Source organism: Nonomuraea sp. C10 (assembly GCF_008017515.1).
GTDB classification, from domain to species: Bacteria; Actinomycetota; Actinomycetes; order Streptosporangiales; family Streptosporangiaceae; genus Nonomuraea; species Nonomuraea ferruginea.
In genome coordinates, this window is the sequence record NZ_VPFF01000001.1 from 6,244,964 (window position 1) to 6,261,289 (window position 16,326).

The 16,326-nt window shown below is 70.2% G+C and carries 14 protein-coding genes; 8 read left to right on the plus strand and 6 right to left on the minus strand.

The window, feature by feature from the left end; genetic code table 11:
• Window positions 1–13: 13 nt before the first annotated feature.
• Entirely contained in the window at window positions 14–1,132 is a 1,119-nt protein-coding gene (locus FR742_RS28615; RefSeq protein ID WP_148033804.1) for a spermidine/putrescine ABC transporter substrate-binding protein, read from the minus strand.
• Window positions 1,133–1,359: 227 nt separating this feature from the next.
• On the opposite strand from FR742_RS28615, the gene FR742_RS28620 reads away from it, so the two are divergent.
• Together FR742_RS28620 and FR742_RS28625 are read left to right on the plus strand one after the other, a co-directional pair.
• Window positions 1,360–2,391, plus strand: coding sequence for an aminoglycoside phosphotransferase (locus FR742_RS28620; protein WP_148033805.1), 1,032 nt, complete (start codon window positions 1,360–1,362; stop codon window positions 2,389–2,391).
• Window positions 2,388–3,353: an SIS domain-containing protein gene (locus FR742_RS28625; protein ID WP_148033806.1), complete on the plus strand. Its 966-nt coding sequence runs from the start codon at window positions 2,388–2,390 to the stop codon at window positions 3,351–3,353. The genes FR742_RS28620 and FR742_RS28625 overlap by 4 nt, the downstream gene beginning before the upstream one ends.
• On the opposite strand, the gene FR742_RS28630 is transcribed toward FR742_RS28625, so the two are convergent.
• The 4 genes from FR742_RS28630 to FR742_RS28645 form a co-directional block, all read right to left on the minus strand.
• Window positions 3,347–3,916, minus strand: coding sequence for an ATP/GTP-binding protein (locus tag FR742_RS28630; RefSeq protein WP_148033807.1), 570 nt, complete (start codon window positions 3,914–3,916; stop codon window positions 3,347–3,349). The genes FR742_RS28625 and FR742_RS28630 overlap by 7 nt on opposite strands.
• On the minus strand, window positions 3,897–4,205 hold the full coding sequence (locus FR742_RS28635; protein WP_246640374.1) for a DUF742 domain-containing protein: 309 nt from the start codon (window positions 4,203–4,205) through the stop codon (window positions 3,897–3,899). Before FR742_RS28635 ends, FR742_RS28630 begins: the two co-directional genes overlap by 20 nt.
• A 67-nt stretch (window positions 4,206–4,272) precedes the next feature.
• Window positions 4,273–4,695: a roadblock/LC7 domain-containing protein gene (locus FR742_RS28640; RefSeq protein ID WP_148033809.1), complete on the minus strand. Its 423-nt coding sequence runs from the start codon at window positions 4,693–4,695 to the stop codon at window positions 4,273–4,275.
• Window positions 4,695–7,592, minus strand: coding sequence for a nitrate- and nitrite sensing domain-containing protein (locus FR742_RS28645; RefSeq protein WP_148033810.1), 2,898 nt, complete (start codon window positions 7,590–7,592; stop codon window positions 4,695–4,697). Before FR742_RS28645 ends, FR742_RS28640 begins: the two co-directional genes overlap by 1 nt.
• A 354-nt stretch (window positions 7,593–7,946) precedes the next feature.
• Here FR742_RS28645 and FR742_RS28650 point away from each other — a divergent pair, with 354 nt between their 5' ends.
• The 6 genes from FR742_RS28650 (at window position 7,947) to FR742_RS28675 (ending at window position 15,373) form a co-directional block, all read left to right on the plus strand.
• A complete protein-coding gene (locus FR742_RS28650; RefSeq protein WP_261808795.1) occupies window positions 7,947–9,002 on the plus strand; it encodes a glycine betaine/L-proline ABC transporter ATP-binding protein in 1,056 nt (351 codons plus the stop codon).
• The gene (locus tag FR742_RS28655; protein WP_148033812.1) at window positions 8,999–10,912 is read left to right on the plus strand and encodes a proline/glycine betaine ABC transporter permease; all 1,914 of its coding nucleotides are present in this window, start codon (window positions 8,999–9,001) and stop codon (window positions 10,910–10,912) included. The genes FR742_RS28650 and FR742_RS28655 overlap by 4 nt, the downstream gene beginning before the upstream one ends.
• Window positions 10,909–11,880 carry an ABC transporter substrate-binding protein gene (locus FR742_RS28660; RefSeq protein WP_148033813.1) on the plus strand — a complete coding sequence of 324 codons (972 nt, stop codon included), beginning with the start codon at window positions 10,909–10,911 and terminating at the stop codon, window positions 11,878–11,880. The genes FR742_RS28655 and FR742_RS28660 overlap by 4 nt, the downstream gene beginning before the upstream one ends.
• Before the next feature lie 64 nt (window positions 11,881–11,944).
• A complete protein-coding gene (locus FR742_RS28665) occupies window positions 11,945–12,880 on the plus strand; it encodes an ABC transporter substrate-binding protein (protein WP_148033814.1) in 936 nt (311 codons plus the stop codon).
• Entirely contained in the window at window positions 12,877–14,529 is a 1,653-nt protein-coding gene (betA, locus tag FR742_RS28670; RefSeq protein ID WP_148033815.1) for a choline dehydrogenase, read from the plus strand. Before FR742_RS28665 ends, betA begins: the two co-directional genes overlap by 4 nt.
• Window positions 14,530–14,587: 58 nt before the next feature.
• Window positions 14,588–15,373 carry a TetR/AcrR family transcriptional regulator C-terminal domain-containing protein gene (locus FR742_RS28675; RefSeq protein WP_148033816.1) on the plus strand — a complete coding sequence of 262 codons (786 nt, stop codon included), beginning with the start codon at window positions 14,588–14,590 and terminating at the stop codon, window positions 15,371–15,373.
• 148 nt (window positions 15,374–15,521) lie between these two features.
• On the opposite strand, the gene FR742_RS28680 is transcribed toward FR742_RS28675, so the two are convergent.
• Window positions 15,522–16,292: a hypothetical protein gene (locus FR742_RS28680; RefSeq protein ID WP_148033817.1), complete on the minus strand. Its 771-nt coding sequence runs from the start codon at window positions 16,290–16,292 to the stop codon at window positions 15,522–15,524.
• Window positions 16,293–16,326 lie beyond the last annotated feature (34 nt).

Here is a 16,326-nt window from a genome sequence, read left to right on the forward strand (position 1 = left end):
TTGTCCTTCACACCTACTCGGCCTTGATCTCGGACGCCAGGCGGGTGTACTTGGTGCTGGCCTGGCCGATGTCGATGATCGACTCACCGTTGAGCAGCTCGGCCGGCTTGGTGCCGAGCAGCGAGCCGGGGACGATCTTCACCTTGTCCATGGCGGCCTTGTTCGGCACCATGTAGTTGATGTTCTCGGCCGCCCAGCGGTGCACGTCGGGGCTGAGGATGTAGTTGATGAAGGCGTGCGCGGCCTCCTTGTTCTTGGAGGTCTTCATGATCACCATGGTGTCCACCCAGAGGTCGCTGCCCTCCTTCGGAACCACGAACTTGATGTTCTGCTTCTCGTCCGTGGTCGGGCACCAGCCGTCCCACGCCTCGGCCATGACGGCCTCGCCCTTGATCAGCCGGTCGCCGAAGGTGAGGTCGTCGTAGGCCAGCAGGTGCGGCTTGGCCTCCAGGAGCAGCTCCTTGACCTTGGCGATCTCGTCGTCCTTGTCGGTGTTGACCGAGTAGCCGAGGGCCTTGATCGCGGGCAGGGCCAGCCAGCGCTCGGTGGTCATCATGGTGACCTTCTTCTCGGCCCAGGCCGGGGGCTTGAGGATGTCGTTCCAGCTCGTCGGCTCCTGCTTCACCAGGTCGCTGCGGTAGCAGATGCCGGTCGTGCCCCAGGTGTAGGGGACCGAGAACTTGTTGCCCTTGTCGTAGGAGAGCTGGGTGGCCTCGGGGTAGAGGTTGGCCAGGTTGGGGATGAGCTCGGCGTGGATCGGCTCCAGCAGGCCCTGCTCGTTGAGCGCCTGGGCGTACTGTCCCGAGACGAAGGCCACGTCGATGCCGCTGTCGCCCCCGGCGGTCAGCTTCGTCATCGCGACTTCGTTGGTGTCGTGGAGGGTGACGTTGAGCTCGGAGATCTTCAGATCCCGCTTGACCATGTCCTGCAGCTCTTTGGGGGTGTAACCGTCCCACACGGTCACCGCGAGCGACTGCTTGGTCAGGTCCGCGTTGGGGTTCAGGGCGGCTGCCGTCTGCGTCGCCGTCTCTGCGCTGTCAGTCGATCCACCGCCGCACGCCGCGACGGCGAGCGCGAGGCCGGCGGCCACGGCGGCAGCCGGAAGACGACGGGTGAACCGGGTTCGGAACACGGCCGCTACTCCTTATGAGATGTGCATGTACGGGGGGTCGCGCGACCAACCGGGCACGGCAGACCAGACCAGGAGTGTTGCAGCAGAAATCAACATGAGCAAGACTTTGGTAGACATTGCTACCTGGAAGTTTGATCTAAGTGTTGAATTCGGATTCAATTTGGGAACGGCTGCTGTCTCTGGGTGAGAAGCCGCTCACCGACCGAGAGCGCGGTCTCACAGCCGCGGTGCTGCGGCTGTTGGATGGCGAGGTGCCGCCGCCCTTCGAGGTCCGGCGCTTCCTTCCGTTGCCAAGCCTCTCGTACGACACGCCCGGATGTCACATCGGGGTGCCCGCCGAGCGGGACTTCGGCGCCCATGTCGATCAGACGAACTACTCGGTAGTGGTGGACGAGCGCGTCGTCGTGAAATGGCTCACACCGCCGGTCCCGCTCCCCCATCCGGCGCTCGACGTACTCCCCCATCTGGCCCGCACCGGTTTCCCGCACACCGCGCCGCCCTACGCCGCGCTGCTCGCCGGCTCCCGTCTCCTGGCACTCGTCACCGGCTACCTCCCGGACGCGACGGACGGCTGGACCTGGTGCGTGGACGACGCCGAGACCGGCGACACCGCCTTCGCCCCGGTCCTGGGCGCCCTGGCGGCCGACCTCCACCTCACGCTCGCCACCCTCCCCGGCGACGGCGGGACCGCGGCCCCGCGCGACCACCGCCCGCGCGCCGAGGACGCCCTCGGCGAGGCCCTGGCGCTGACCGGCGGCCCCGACGGCGCCTGGCTGGAGACCGTCGCCGGCCGCCTGCGCGCGGAGCTGGCGCCGCTGGCCTCCACCGGCCCTGCCCCGCTGATCCGGATCCACGGCGACCTGCACGTCGGCCAGATCCTGCGGTGGCGCGACGGGTACGCGGTCATCGACTTCGACGGCAACCCGACCGTCTCCGAGGCCGACCCGTGCCAGCCCGCCGCGCGGGACGTCGCCCAGCTGACCACCAGCATCGAGCACGTCGCCCAGGTCGCGGTCAAGCGCCGCGACCTGCCCGCCGGGCGGGCGGCGCGCTGGGCCGCCGAGGCCCGTGCCCTGATGCTCGCCGCCTACGAGGGCCGCCTGGCCGCGGGCGGCCGACCTGACCTGCTGGACGAATCCCTGATCCGGCCCTTCGAGGTGGAGCAGGAGTGCCGCGAGCTCATCTACGCGGCACGCCACCTGCCCCGCTGGAGGTACGCCCCCATGGGCGTGCTGCGCAACTGGATGGAGAACCTGTGAACCCCGACCTCTTCCTGGCCGACCTGGAGGCCAAGCCCGCCGCGCTCACCGAACTGGCCGGGGCGCTCGACGCCGCGGACCCGTTCGCGGGGCTGCCCGAGGGCATCGGGAGGGTGCTGTTCCTGGGCATGGGCAGCTCGCGGTACGCCGCCGGGGTCGCCGCGCTGCGCCTGCGCGCCGCCGGGGTGGACGCCTGGGCCGAGTACGCCTCGGCCGCCGCGACGTTCCCGCCCGGCCCCCGTACGCTGGTCGTCCCGATCTCGGCGACCGGCGGGAGCCGGGAGACGCTGGACGCGGTCGAACGGTACGCGGGCGGCGCGTCGTTCCTGATGGCGCTCACCAACGCGCCCGGCTCCGCGCTGGCGCAGGCCGCCGGTCTGGTGGTGCCGATGCACGCGGGCGAGGAGCGCGGCGGGGTGGCGTGCCGGACGTTCCAGCACACGCTCGCCCTGCTGCTGGCCCTGGAGTCCCGCCTCACCGGCGCGGGCCGCGACGTGGCGGGGCTGGTGCGGCGGGCCGCCGAGGCCACGGCCGACCTGCTGGAGCGGCGCGACGCCTGGCTGCCGATGGTGCTGGAGCTGCTGAACGGGCCGAACGGCGTCTACGCGATCGCCCCGGCCGAGCGGCTCTCGTCCGCGGAGCAGTCGGCGCTCATGGTGCGCGAGGGGCCCCGCAGGCCGGCCGACGCCTGCGAGACGGGCGACTGGGCGCACGTGGACGTCTACCTGACGAAGACGCTGTCCTACCGGGCGCTGCTGTTCCCCGGCTCCCGCTACGACGAGCAGGCCATGGACTGGGTACGCGAGCGCGGCTCCACGGTCGTCGCGGTCGGCGGCGAGGTGAAGGACGCGGCGGCCGTCGTGCGGTACGCGCACGACGACGACCCGGACGTCCGCCTGCTGACGGAGACCCTGGTGGCGGAGCTCGTGGCGGCGTACTGGTGGTCGGGCCGGCCTCAGTAGGAGCGGACGGTCAGCGCGTGCTCGACCAGGGTGATGAGGGTCGACTTGACCGCCTCGCGGCTGCGGGCGTCCGTGCGGACGATCGGGATGTGCGCGGCGAGGGTGAGCGCGTCCCTGACCTCGTTCTCCACGTGCGGGAACTGCCCGTCCCAGCCGTTGAGCGCGATCACGAACGGCAGCTTGGCCTCTTCGAAGTAGTCGATGGCCGGGAAGCTGTCGGCCAGCCGGCGCGTGTCGACCAGCACGACCGCGCCGATCGCGCCCTTCACCAGGTCGTCCCACATGAACCAGAACCGGTGCTGGCCCGGCGTGCCGAACAGGTAGAGGATCAGGTCGCGGTCCAGGGACACGCGGCCGAAGTCCATGGCCACCGTGGTGGTCGTCTTGGTCGGGGTGAGCGAGAGGTCGTCCACCGCGGCCGAGGCGTCCGTCATCACCGCCTCCGTGGTGAGCGGCATGATCTCGGACACCGCCCCCACGAACGTCGTCTTGCCCACCCCGAACCCGCCGGCCACCACGATCTTCGTCGAGGTGAGCCCGGCGTTAGAGCCTGCGAAGTCCACTGAGCACCCTTTCGAGCAGGCCCCTGTCCGGCTTGCCTGCGTCCAACTGCGGCTGGTACACCCTGACCAGCCCTTCCGCCTCCATGTCGGCGATCAGCACCCGTGCCACGCCGAGCGGCATGGCCAGCAGCGCGGAGATCTCCGCGACCGACCTCACCTGCCGGCACAGCTCGCTGATCTGCCGGTACTCACGCGTGTAGGTATGGCCGAGCTGGATGGACGTCGCCGACGAGACGAGCGCCTCCATCGCGAGCGTGCTGCGTGTACGGCCGCCCGTGACGGCGTACATCCTGACCAGTGAGCTGCGCTCTGGCTCCGGCTCCCCGCCATGCCACGATGCCAACGTCCTACTCCCATCACCACGGTCGCACGGCCGACAGTTCCGCGCGCACGTCAGGCGTCAGCACCTGCCCCGCACGCTCCACCAGGACCGTCATCTGGTAGGCCACCAGGCCCATGTCGCAATCGGGTGCGGCCAGCACCGCCAGGCAGGATCCGTCGCTGATCGACATCACCAGGAGCAGGCCGCGTTCCATCTCCACCAGGGTCTGCACGACGTTGCCGCCCTCGAAGACCCTGGCCGAGCCCTGGGTCAGGCTGACCAGGCCTGCCGCGATGGCCGACAGCTGGTCTGCCCGGTCCTTCGGGAAGCCGCGGGAGAAGGCCATCGGCAGCCCGTCGGCCGAGACCACCACGGCGTGCGCGGCGCCGGGCACCTCCTCCACGAAGTTGGACACCAGCCAGTTGACGTCTCTTGCCGCCTGGCTCAAATCCTTCATCAGTCCTCCTCTAGCTCGGCGCGTCCCTTGCGGACGCCCTGCTGGTAGCTGGAGAGCCTGCTGCGGAGTCGGTCGGGGGACACCGGGGGCGCGGGCGCCGGCGGCGGGGCCGGCGCCGCGGTACCCGGCACCAGGTTCGCCCTGGGCGTCCGTTTGGGCAGCCCGGAGCTGGTCGTGCCGCCGAGCGCCGGTTCGCGGACCGCGCCGGCGGCCTGCCAGCCGTTGTCGGCGGGCGAGGACCAGCTGCCGCTGTGGGACGGCTCGGGCGGCGGCGCGGAGATGTCGATCTTGGGGATGGCGGCGGTGTCGCCCTGCGCGGACCACGAGTCGCCCGACGACCAGGCCGGATCGGGACCGGGGCCGGGCTGGTCCCGCTCGTCGGTGAAGGCGGGCTTGGTGAACCAGCTCGACACCTCGGGGCTCGGCTCCATCGAGGCGTGGACGGGCAGGTAGTCGCCCTGCTGCGGGAAGGCCGGCTGCTCCGGCGGCAGGCGGCGCGGCAGGCCCCCGGAGGCCCCGTTGTCGGCGGCGAGGCGGCGCGGCAGTTCTCCGCCCGTGCCGTTGTCCGGCGGCAGGCGACGCGGCAGGTCCCCGCCGAACGCGCCGTCCTGCTGGAAGTCACGCGGGCCGTCGCCGGAGGCGCCGTCCCCGGCGAAGCCGCGCGGCGGGTCGGCGAACGCGCCGTCCGAGGGAAAACCCCGCGGCGCGTCGGCGCCGAAGACGCTGTCGCGTGAGACGTCACCGGACTGCGTGTGCGTCGAGTTGAACCACGACGACGGCTCGGGGAGCGAGTCCATCGACGGATGCGCCGTGCCCGGCATGGACGGGTGGCCGATGCCCGGGTGCGCGGTGCTGGCCTGCATCGGCACGTGCGCGAACGACGGCGGGTCCTGGGACGCGGCGGCCTGCGGGAACGGCGGCGCGGTGGCCGAGGCGCCGGGGACGGGGGTGAGCAGCGCCTCCGGGAGCAGGACCATGGCGGTGAGCCCGCCCACGTCCTGGCGGCGCAGCTGGACCTTGATGTTGTGCCGCAGCGCCAGCCGGCCGACCACGAACAGGCCCATCCGGCGCGACACCGACACGTCCACGACCGGCGGGTGGGCCAGCCGCCAGTTGGACTCGGAGAGCTCCTCCGGGCTCATGCCGATGCCCTGGTCGGTGACGGCGACCATGAGCCCGCCGCCGTCGATGCGGCTGCTGGAGATGATGACTTTGGTGTCGCGCGAGGAGAACGACACGGCGTTCTCGATCAGCTCGGCCAGCAGGTGCACGACGTCGTTGACGGCCTGGCCGGCGATGGCCGCGTCCGACTGGACCTGGATGCTGACGCGGTCGTAGCTCTCGACCTCGCCCAGCGCGGCGCGGACCACGTCCATGAGCTCGACCGGCTGGCTCCACTTGCGCGCGGCCTCCTGGCCGGCGAGGACCAGCAGGTTCTCGGAGTTGCGGCGCATGCGGGTGGCCAGGTGGTCGAGCTTGAACAGGTCGGCCAGCCGGTCGTCGTCGCGCTCGCCGCGCTCCAGGCGCTCGATGAGGGTGAGCTGCCGCTCGACCAGCGTCTGGCTGCGCCGCGACAGGTTGACGAACATCGCGTTGACGTTGGCGCGCAGCCGGGCCTCGTCGCCGGCCAGCCGCACGGCCTCCCGGTGGACCTCGTCGAAGGCCCTGGCCACCTCGCCGACCTCGTCGCGGGAGAAGACGCCGATGGGCGGCACCTCCGCGTCGACCGCGCCGTCACGGGACTCCCGCAGGTGCTGGACGAAGTCGGGCAGCCGCCTTCCGGCGATCTCCAGGGCCTCGGCGCGCAGCCGGCGCAGCGGGCGGACAAGGGAGCGCGCCACCCCGGTGGTGATCGCCAGGACGGCGATGAGCAGGGCGATGACCGCGCCCGCGATCAGGTACGCGCTCTGCTGCTCGCCGGAGCTGAGCGACTCGCTGCGGCTGAGGATGCCGGCGGCCTGGCGCTGCTCGACCGTGCGCAGGGAGTCGATGACGACGGTGGACGCCTCGAACCACTGCCCGGCGTCGTCGCGCTTGGCCAGGTCGAGGCCGCGCAGCGTCTGCCCCGCGGTGGCCCGGATGAGCACCAGCTCGCGCAGGAACAGCATGTCGTCGGCGGAGCGGCCGTTGACGGTCTCGTCGAAGAAGCGCCGTTCCCCTGCCGTGGCCTCCTCGGAGAAGGCCTCGCGCTGGTTCTCCTCGCGGGACAGCTCGCCGAGGAAGGTCTTGAGCTGCTCCTGGCCGAAGGAACCTTCCACCAGCGCGGTGGTGAGCAGGGCCTGCTGGAGGGAGACGCTCTCCTTGACGCGGGCCAGCGCGTCGAGCATGCGGGTCTGCCGGAACAGCTCGTCGTCCTGGCTGCCGCTGACCAGCTCGTCGTGGATGGAGAGCAGGTCGTTGATCACGGTGGTGTAGAGCTCGACGGCCGGGGCGGGGAGCAGGTCGGCCTCGATGGCCTGGTCGCGCAGCCCGTCCAGGTCGTCGAACCGGTTGAGCATGTTCTCGATCTGGTCGGCGGTACGGCCGCTGACCCCGCCGAGCAGCTGGCCGGCGGTGTCTCTCACCTCGCGGATGGCGGCGTCGGTCCTGCCGATCTGGGCGCGTACGTCGGGAAGCTGAGCCTGGGGGCGGTTCCGGGCGATGTGCCAGGAGACTCTGGCGCGTTCCCCGGACATCTCGTGGATGAGACCGCCGACCTGCTCGCTCAGCCGGGCGAGCTGGTTGATGCGGGCGTAGTCGGCGGCCGCGCCCGTCGAGGCGAAGACCTGGATCCCGCCCAGGAGCACGGCGGCAGCCGTCGGCACCAGGATCAGGGCGACCAGCCTGGCGCGGACCCGCCAATTACGCAGCCGCCACCTGCCTTCCTCCGGCGGCCGCTCTGCTAACTCTGTACTCACCGAACGCAACCTCTCGCCCAGTATCGGCGTATATGCAAGGCCTCGTGACCTGTGGGGAAATCCATGCAAGCTCGGGTAATTGGAACACACCCGCGCCAGGCCAGCCAAGCGACCATAACGCGACATAAGTCAAGCAGTGTGACGCATGAGCATAGAACCTGGAGCTCCACTTATGAAGACCATATGGCGAGAAATATTGCATTACGCCCGCCTATGTCCAGAGATGGGTGTTTGGAACGATCCAACGACGTAACACCGCAGATGCACAGAGGTCTCCTAACGGTCACAACGTTGAGATTTGCTTTCTTAACCCCATATGTTGAGCCCCCTGGGCGAGAAGGCGAGGAGTACGGGGTGTCCCCTGACAACGCGGCCATCGCGGTCGAAGGGCTCTGGAAGATTTTCGGGCCCAAGTCCGAGAGAGTGCTGGCGAGCGAGGACAAACACCTGGATCCCGCCGCGCTTCGAGAGAAGACCGGCTGCACCGCCGCCGTCAGGGACGTCGGATTCGAGGTCCGCCCCGGCGAGGTCTTCGTCGTCATGGGCCTGTCCGGCAGCGGCAAGTCCACCCTCGTACGGTGCCTCACCCGCCTCATCGAGCCCACGGCCGGCCGCGTGACGATCGGCGGCGAGGACGTGATCGGCGCCTCCCCGGCCAAGCTCCGCGACCTGCGCCGGCACCACGTCAGCATGGTCTTCCAGCACTTCGGCCTGCTGCCGCACCGCAGGGTGATCGACAACGTGGCGTACGGGCTGGAGGTCCAGGGCGCCGCCAAGGCCGCCAGGCACGAGCGGGCCAGGGAGATCCTGTCACTGGTGGGCCTCGACGGCCACGCCGACTCCTACCCCGACCAGCTCTCCGGCGGCATGCAGCAGCGCGTCGGCCTGGCCCGCGCGCTCGCCGTGGACCCGCAGGTGATGCTGTTCGACGAGCCGTTCAGCGCGCTGGACCCGCTGATCCGCCGCGACATGCAGGCCGAGGTCGTCCGCCTGCACCGCGAGGTCGGCAAGACGATGGTGTTCATCACCCACGACCTGTCCGAGGCGCTCAAGCTCGGCGAGCGCATCGCGATCATGCGGGACGGCCGGATCGTCCAGCTCGGCACCCCCGAGGAGCTGGTGGGCGCGCCGGCCGACGACTACGTGGCGGACTTCGTACGGGACGTGCCCAGAAGCCACGTGCTGACGCTGCGCTGGATCGCCCGGCCGCCGGAGGAGCGCGAGAACCTGGACGGGCCGGAGCTCCCCGCCAACACCCTGATCAAGGACGCCATCGGCGCCGTCTCCACCTCCTCCAGGCCGATCCGGGTGATGGACGGCGAGGAACTGGCCGGGGTGTTCGACCGGGTGGACATGCTCGCCTTCCTCTCCGGTCAGGAGACGCCCGCGGCCGCACAGGTCGGCGCATGAGCAGCACCGCGGTCACGCCTGCCTCCAGGCTGCGCGTGCCGAGGTGGGTGGTCCCGGCGGGGGTCGCGGCCCTGTTCGCGCTCGCGTACCTGGCCTTCCGCGGCACCGGCACGCTGCCGCACAACAGCGAGGCGGCGCCGTTCACCGCGGTCACCGAGCTGCGCGAGTGGATCGACGACCACCGCAACGACAATCCGCTCTTCCTGTACTTCCTCAACTACATCCGCCTGTTCGTGGACGCCCTCTACACCTCCTTCCACGCGGTGCTGGTGGCGATGGGCTGGCCGGGGCTGATCGGGGTCATGGGCGGGCTCGCCTGGCTGGCGGGCGGCTGGCGCGTCGCGCTGATGGCGGTGGCCGGGTTCTGCTCGTTCGGCGTGTTCGGGCTGTGGGAGTCGAGCGTCGAGACGCTCGCGCTGGTCTCGGCGGCGGTGCTGCTGTCGCTGGCGATCGGCGTGCCGCTGGGCATCTGGGCGGGCATGTCGGCGCGGGTGCGCAAGGCCGTCACGCCGGTGCTGGACGTCATGCAGATCATGCCGACGTTCGCCTACCTGGCGCCGCTCGCGCTGTTCTTCCACATCGGCGCGCCGGCCGGCGTGATCGCGACGATGATCTACTCGATCCCGCCCGCGATCCGCATCACGGCGCTGGCCATCGAGCAGGTCTCCCCCACCGCGGTCGAGGCGTCCGCCTCGCTGGGCGCCACCCGGGCGCAGACGCTGTTCAAGGTGTATCTGCCGTTGGCGCGCTCCACCATGGCGCTGGCGGTGAACCAGACCATCATGATGGCGCTGTCCATGGTGGTCATCGCGAACCTGATCTCCGCGCCCGGCCTCGGTTCCGACATCATCCGCGGCCTGTCCAGGGCCCAGGTCGGCATCATGCTGCCGGCGGGCATCGCGATCGTGATCATGGCCGTGATCCTGGACCGGATGATGGTCTCGGTGGCCAGGCGCGACCCGCACAGCCGGATCGGCCGCGGCAACGTGGCCGCCGCCGGGGTGCTGGCGGTCGCCGGGCTGGTGGCCGCGGCGTTCGTGCCCCGGCAGTGGCCGGAGGACCTGACGGTCAGCGTCACCCGCCCGATCAACGAGGCCGTGCTCTGGGCCGAGACGAGCTGGTACGGCGTCACCACGTTCGTCAAGGACACCGTCACGATCTACCTGCTCAACCCGCTGGAGACGGTGTTCACCACCGCGCCGTGGTGGCTGGTCGCCGCCGCGGTGCTGCTGGTCGCCTGGCGGGTCAGCGGGGTACGGCCCGCGCTGACGGCGCTGGTCTGCCTGCTCGGGATCGCCCTGCTCGGCACGTGGGAGCACTCGATGCGGACGCTGACCACGGTCGCCGTCGCGGTCGTCGCGACCCTGGCGATCGGCGTGCTGCTGGGCGTCGCCGCCGCGCGCTCGGACCGGTTCTCCGCCGTGCAGCGCCCGCTGCTGGACGCCGCGCAGACCATGCCCGCGTTCGTCTACCTGCTTCCGGCGCTGGCCCTGTTCGGGACCACCCGGTTCACCGCGATCTTCGCCTCGATCATCTACGCCGTGCCGCCCGTGGTGCGCCTGGTCGAGGACGGCATCAGGCACGTGCCCACCTCCGTGATCGAGGCCGCCGCCTCCACCGGCTCCACCTCCGCCCAGATCCTGTGGAAGGTGCAGCTGCCGATGGCCCGCCGGGCCATCCTGCTCGCCGCCAACCAGGGGATCGTGCTGACGCTCGCCATGGTGGTCGTCGGCGGGCTGGTCGGCGCCGGCGCCCTCGGTTACGACGTCGTGCTCGGGTTCTCCCAGCGCCCCGACTTCGGCATGGGCTTCGTCGCAGGTGTCGCGACCGTCCTGCTCGGAGTCATGCTGGACCGCATCACGCAGGGCGCCGACAGGCGTTCTCTGCCCCACAAAAGGAAATTCACATGAAAATTCGCCTGTTCGCAGGCCTCTTAGCGCTGGGCCTGGCCGCCGGTTGCGGCGGGGCCACCGTCGACGGCGGGGCGACCACCGCCGCCTCCCCCGAGGGCTCGGCCGACGCCGCCACCCCGGCCGGCACGGTGAAGATCGCGATCAACCCGTGGGTCGGCTACGAGGCGAGCGCCAACGTGGTGGCGTACCTGCTGAAGAACGAGCTCGGCTACACCGTGGAACTGCCGGAGATCAAGGAGCAGCTCGCCTGGGAGGGCTTCGAGACCGGCGACGTCGACGTCATCATCGAGAACTGGGGCCACCCGGACCTCAAGAAGCAGTACATCGAGGAGAAGAAGGTCGCCGTCGAGGCGGGCTCGACCGGCAACAAGGGCGTCATCGGCTGGTACATCCCCAAGTGGATGGCCGACGAGAACCCCGACATCACCGACTGGAAGAACCTCAACAAGTACGCCGACCTGTTCAAGACCTCCGAGTCGGGCGGCAAGGGCCAGCTGCTGTTCGGCGACCCGTCGTACGTCAGCAACGAGGCCGCGCTCATCAAGAACCTCAAGCTGGACTTCAAGATCGTCACCGGTGGCAGCGAAGCCGCGCTGATCAAGAGCGCCCAGCAGGCGCAGGCGCAGAAGAAGCCGCTGCTGTTCTACTTCTGGGACCCGCACTGGCTGTTCAGCCAGACCGAGCTGGTCCGCGTGAACTTGCCGGAGTACACCGAGGGCTGCGACGCCGACCCGAAGAAGGTCGCCTGCGACTACCCGGAGATGGACCTCGACAAGATCGTCAGCAAGAAGTTCGCCGACACCGGCGGCAAGGCGTACGAGCTGGTCAAGAACTTCCAGTGGACCAACGAGGACCAGAACAAGGTGTCCGACGACATGACCAACGGCGGCATGTCCGGTGAGGAGGCCGCCAAGGCGTGGATCGAGGCCAACCCGGACAAGTGGCAGGCCTGGATCCCCAAGTAACCCCCTCCGATCCCTCAAGACCCGTGACCCCGCCCCGGCGGGGTCACGGTCGCCGGAGACTCTCATGCGAACCAAGATTCTCGCCGGCCCGCTCGCGCTGGCCCTGCTCCTGACCGCCTGTACGGGCGAGGAGCCCAGCACGCAGGCCGACGCCAACCAGACGGTCAAGATCGACATCCACGGCTGGGTCGGGTACGAGGCCCAGGCCGCCGTGCTGTCCCACCTGCTCAAAACTCAGCTCGGCTACAAGGTGGAAACGCGCGAAATGGCCGAAGCCGACTCCTGGAAGGGCTTCGAGACCGGTGAGGTCGACGTCATCGTCGAGAACTGGGGTCACAACGACCTCAAGGAGGAGTACATCGAGAAGAAGAAGGTCGCCCTTTCCGCAGGTCTCACCGGCAACAAGGGGGTGATCGGGTGGTACGTCCCCGAGTGGATGGCCAAGGAACACCCGAACATCACCGACTGGAGAAACCTCAACGACTACGCGCACCTCTTCAAGACTCCGAAATCCGGCGAACTCGGCCAGGTGCTCGACGGTGACCCGTCGTTCGTCACCAATGACGAGGCACTGGTCAAGAATCTCCGGCTGAATTACAAGGTCGTCTACTCGGGCAGCGAGGACGCATTGATCAAGGCCGCCCAGTCGGCGACCAAGAACAAGACGCCGCTGCTGCTCTACTTCTATGAGCCGCAATGGCTTTTCACCAAGGTCAAGCTGGTGAAGATCAATCTTCCCGCGCACGCCATCGGCTGTGACGCCCGCCCGGCCAGGGTCGCGTGCGACTATCCGCCGTACCTGCTCGACAAGATCGTCAGCAAGCGGTTCGCCGAGAACGGCGGCAGGGCGTACGAGCTGGTCCGCAATTTCCAGTGGACCAACGACGACCAGAACAAGGTCGCCAGCGACATGATCAACGAGGACCTGTCGGCCGCCGAGGCCGCGAAGCGCTGGGTCGAGGAGAACGAGATCGTGTGGAAGGACTGGATCCCCCGGTGAGCTACGACTATGTCATCGTGGGCGGCGGCTCGGCCGGCTGCGCCCTGGCCAACCGGCTGAGCGCCGATCCGTCCGTGTCGGTGCTGGTGCTGGAGGCGGGCCGCGCCGACTGGCGGTGGGACGTGTTCATCCACATGCCCGCCGCGCTGATGTTCCCCATCGGCAGCAGGTTCTACGACTGGAAGTACGAGTCGGAGCCCGAGCCGCACATGAACGGCCGGCGCGTCTACCACGCGCGCGGCAAGGTCCTGGGCGGCTCCAGCAGCATCAACGGCATGATCTTCCAGCGCGGCAACCCGCTCGACTACGAGCGCTGGGCGTCCGACCCCGGCATGGAGAGCTGGGACTACGCGCACTGCCTGCCGTACTTCAAGAAGATGGAGAGCTGCCTGGCCGACCCGGGCACCGACTTCCGCGGCGGCGAGGGCCCGCTCAAGCTGGAGCGCGGCCCCGCCGACGGGCCCCTGTTCCGGGCCTTCTTCGAGGCCGTCCAGCAGGCCGGGCACCCGCTCACCGACGACGTGAACGGCTACCGGCAGGAGGGCTTCGCCGCCTTCGACCGCAACCTGCACCGGGGCCGCCGGCTCAGCGCGGCCCGCGCCTACCTGCACCCGGTGCGCGGCCGCCGCAACCTGACCGTCAGGACCAGGGCCTTCGTGGAGCGGATCGTCTTCGAGGGCGACCGCGCGGTGGGGGTCATCTGCGACGGCGAGCGCATCACCGCGGGCGAGGTCATCGTCTGCGGCGGCGCCGTCAACTCGCCGCAGCTGCTGCAGCTGTCCGGCGTCGGCCCCGCCCCGCTGCTGGAGCCGCTGGGCGTCGAGATGGTGCACGACCTGCCGGGCGTGGGCGAGAACCTGCAGGACCACCTGGAGGTGTACGTCCAGCACGCGTGCAGGCAGCCGGTGTCGCAGCAGCCGTCGCTGGCCAAGTGGCGCAGGCCGGTCATCGGCGCCCAGTGGCTGTTCCTGCGCGGCGGGCCGGGGGCCACCAACCACTTCGAGGCGGGCGGCTTCATCCGCTCCAACGACGAGGTCGCGTACCCGAACCTGATGTTCCACTTCCTGCCGATCGCGGTGCGCTACGACGGCTCCGCGCCGGCCGGCGGCCACGGCTACCAGGTGCACATCGGCCCGATGTACTCCGACGCCCGCGGCTCGGTCCGCATCACCTCCGCCGACCCGCGCGTCAAGCCGGCCCTGCGCTTCAACTACCTGTCGACGGAGCAGGACCGCCGCGAGTGGGTGGAGGCGATCAGGCACGCCAGGGACATCCTGTCCCAGCCGGCCTGGGCGGACCTGGACGGCGGCGAGCTCTCCCCCGGCCCGTCCGTGGAGACCGACGAGCAGATCCTGGAGTGGGTGGCCCGCGACGCCGAGACGGCGCTGCACCCGTCGTGCACCTGCAAGATGGGCGTGGACGAGATGGCGGTCGTGGACCCCGCGACGCTGCGCGTGCACGGCCTGCGAGGGCTGCGCGTGGTCGACGCCTCGGTCATGCCGTATGTGACGAACGGCAACATCTACGCCCCGGTGATGATGCTCGCGGAGAAGGCCGCCGACCTCATCCTGGGCAACACCCCGCTGCCGCCGGAACCGGTCGAGTTCTACCGCCACCAGGTCAGCGGCCCAGCCGCTGGCACGTCCTGAGGACGGCCGTCTAGCGCCCGGTTCAGGAGGTGCAACCGTACGGTGTACCGTACGTAGGGTGACAGTGGAGTACAGCGGCAAGGGAGACCCGGCGCGCAGCCTCGCGCTGCTCTGGCGCACCAGCGAGCGCGTCAGCCGGAAGGGCAAGCCCGACCTGAGCGTCGACCGGATCGTGCGCGCCGCCATCGAGGTGGCCGACGCCGACGGGCTCCAGGGCTTGTCCATGCGCCGGGTCGCGGAGAAGCTGGGCGTGGGCACGATGTCGCTCTACACGTACGTGCCGGGCAAGCCGGAGCTGCTCGACGTCATGCTCGACACCGTCTACGGCGAGACGGCCAGGCCGGAGGAGGCGCCCGGCGGCTGGCGGGCCCGGCTGGAGCTGATCGCCCGCGAGAACTGGGCGCTCTACCTGCGCCATCCCTGGCTGCTGCAGGTGGCCGCGAGCCGCCCGGTGCTCGGCCCCAACGTGACCGCCAAGTACGACTACGAGCTGCGCGCGGTCGACGGCATCGGGCTGACCGACGTGGAGATGGACTCGGTGATCACGCTGATCACCGGCTTCGTGCACGGCACGGCCCGGGGCGCGGTGGAGGCCGCCCAGGCGGAGAGCCAGACCGGCATGTCCGACGAGCAGTGGTGGGCCGCGCACGCGCCGTTCTTCAGCCGCATCGCCGACCCGTCACGCTTCCCCACCGCCGCACGGGTCGGCCAGGCCGCCGGCGAGACCCTCGGCGCCGCCTACAGCGCCGACCACGCCTTCGAGTTCGGCCTCCAGCGCGTCCTCGACGGCATCCAAGCCCTCATCGACAACCGCACCCCCCAGCCGACCGAGGACCACTCCTGACCTGCAGACCCACCCACGTCCGCCAAGCCTTCGGCGCGCCCGGCTCACTGGCGGCATCCCCGAGACCGGCAGCTCCACCGAAGTCGGGGCGCTCAGCGTCCGCCTTGCCTGCGGTATCCGCCGCGGTGGTGGCGCGCGTCTGTGTGACTCAGCTTGCCGGGCGTCGTTCCGTGGGTGGTTGCCCGGCGGCGAGCAGGGCTGCGCGGTGGCGCTCGGCCGGTGGTTCGGTCCAGGTCAGGCCTGGGCCGTCCTCGGCCAGCAGGCGGAACAGCACGTCACGCAGCAGCGCGCGGGCGGGCATGCCGGGACGCTCGGCGCGGAGCTTCTCGTAGCGGTCGAGGACACGGGCCAGGTCGAGCAGCAGCGTGTTGCCCGCGTCGCCGCCCTCGGCCGCGAGGGTGACCACCAGGCTGCCCGCGCTCTCGTCAGCGAACCGACCGGCGACGCCCTCGGCGACGCCCGGGCAGACGATCTCCCGTACGGCCTCGACGAAGGCGCGCCGGTCCATGCCGTCGACCTCGCCGCGGCCCAGCCAGCCGGGGCGCAGGTGCAGGACGCCCGGCTGCTCGGTGGTCACGCACGCGGTCACCAGCGCGCGCACCGTCTCCTCGGGGTCGTGCAACCCCTCCGGGCCGCACGCGGCGAACCGGTCCGCGAGCAGGTGCAGGGAGACGAGCCTCGGCGGGTCGTGGACGGCCAGCAGGCCGTGATCCTCGCGGAGGTGAAGCGGCCCCACCTTGTCCTGGTACGCCCGGAGCCCTTCCAAGAAGGCCACCCGGGCGTCCTCGCCGAGCCCGTCCGCCCAGCCTCGCGGGGGCCGCTCGGGAGGCGCCCCCTCAGCGCGGGAGGCGTCGCGTCCGAAGGACCAGACGATCACACCGATGACGGCCAGGCCGCCCGCCAAGGCGATCCACACCATGCACGCCCTCACCATCAATTCCGGAGATATGCAG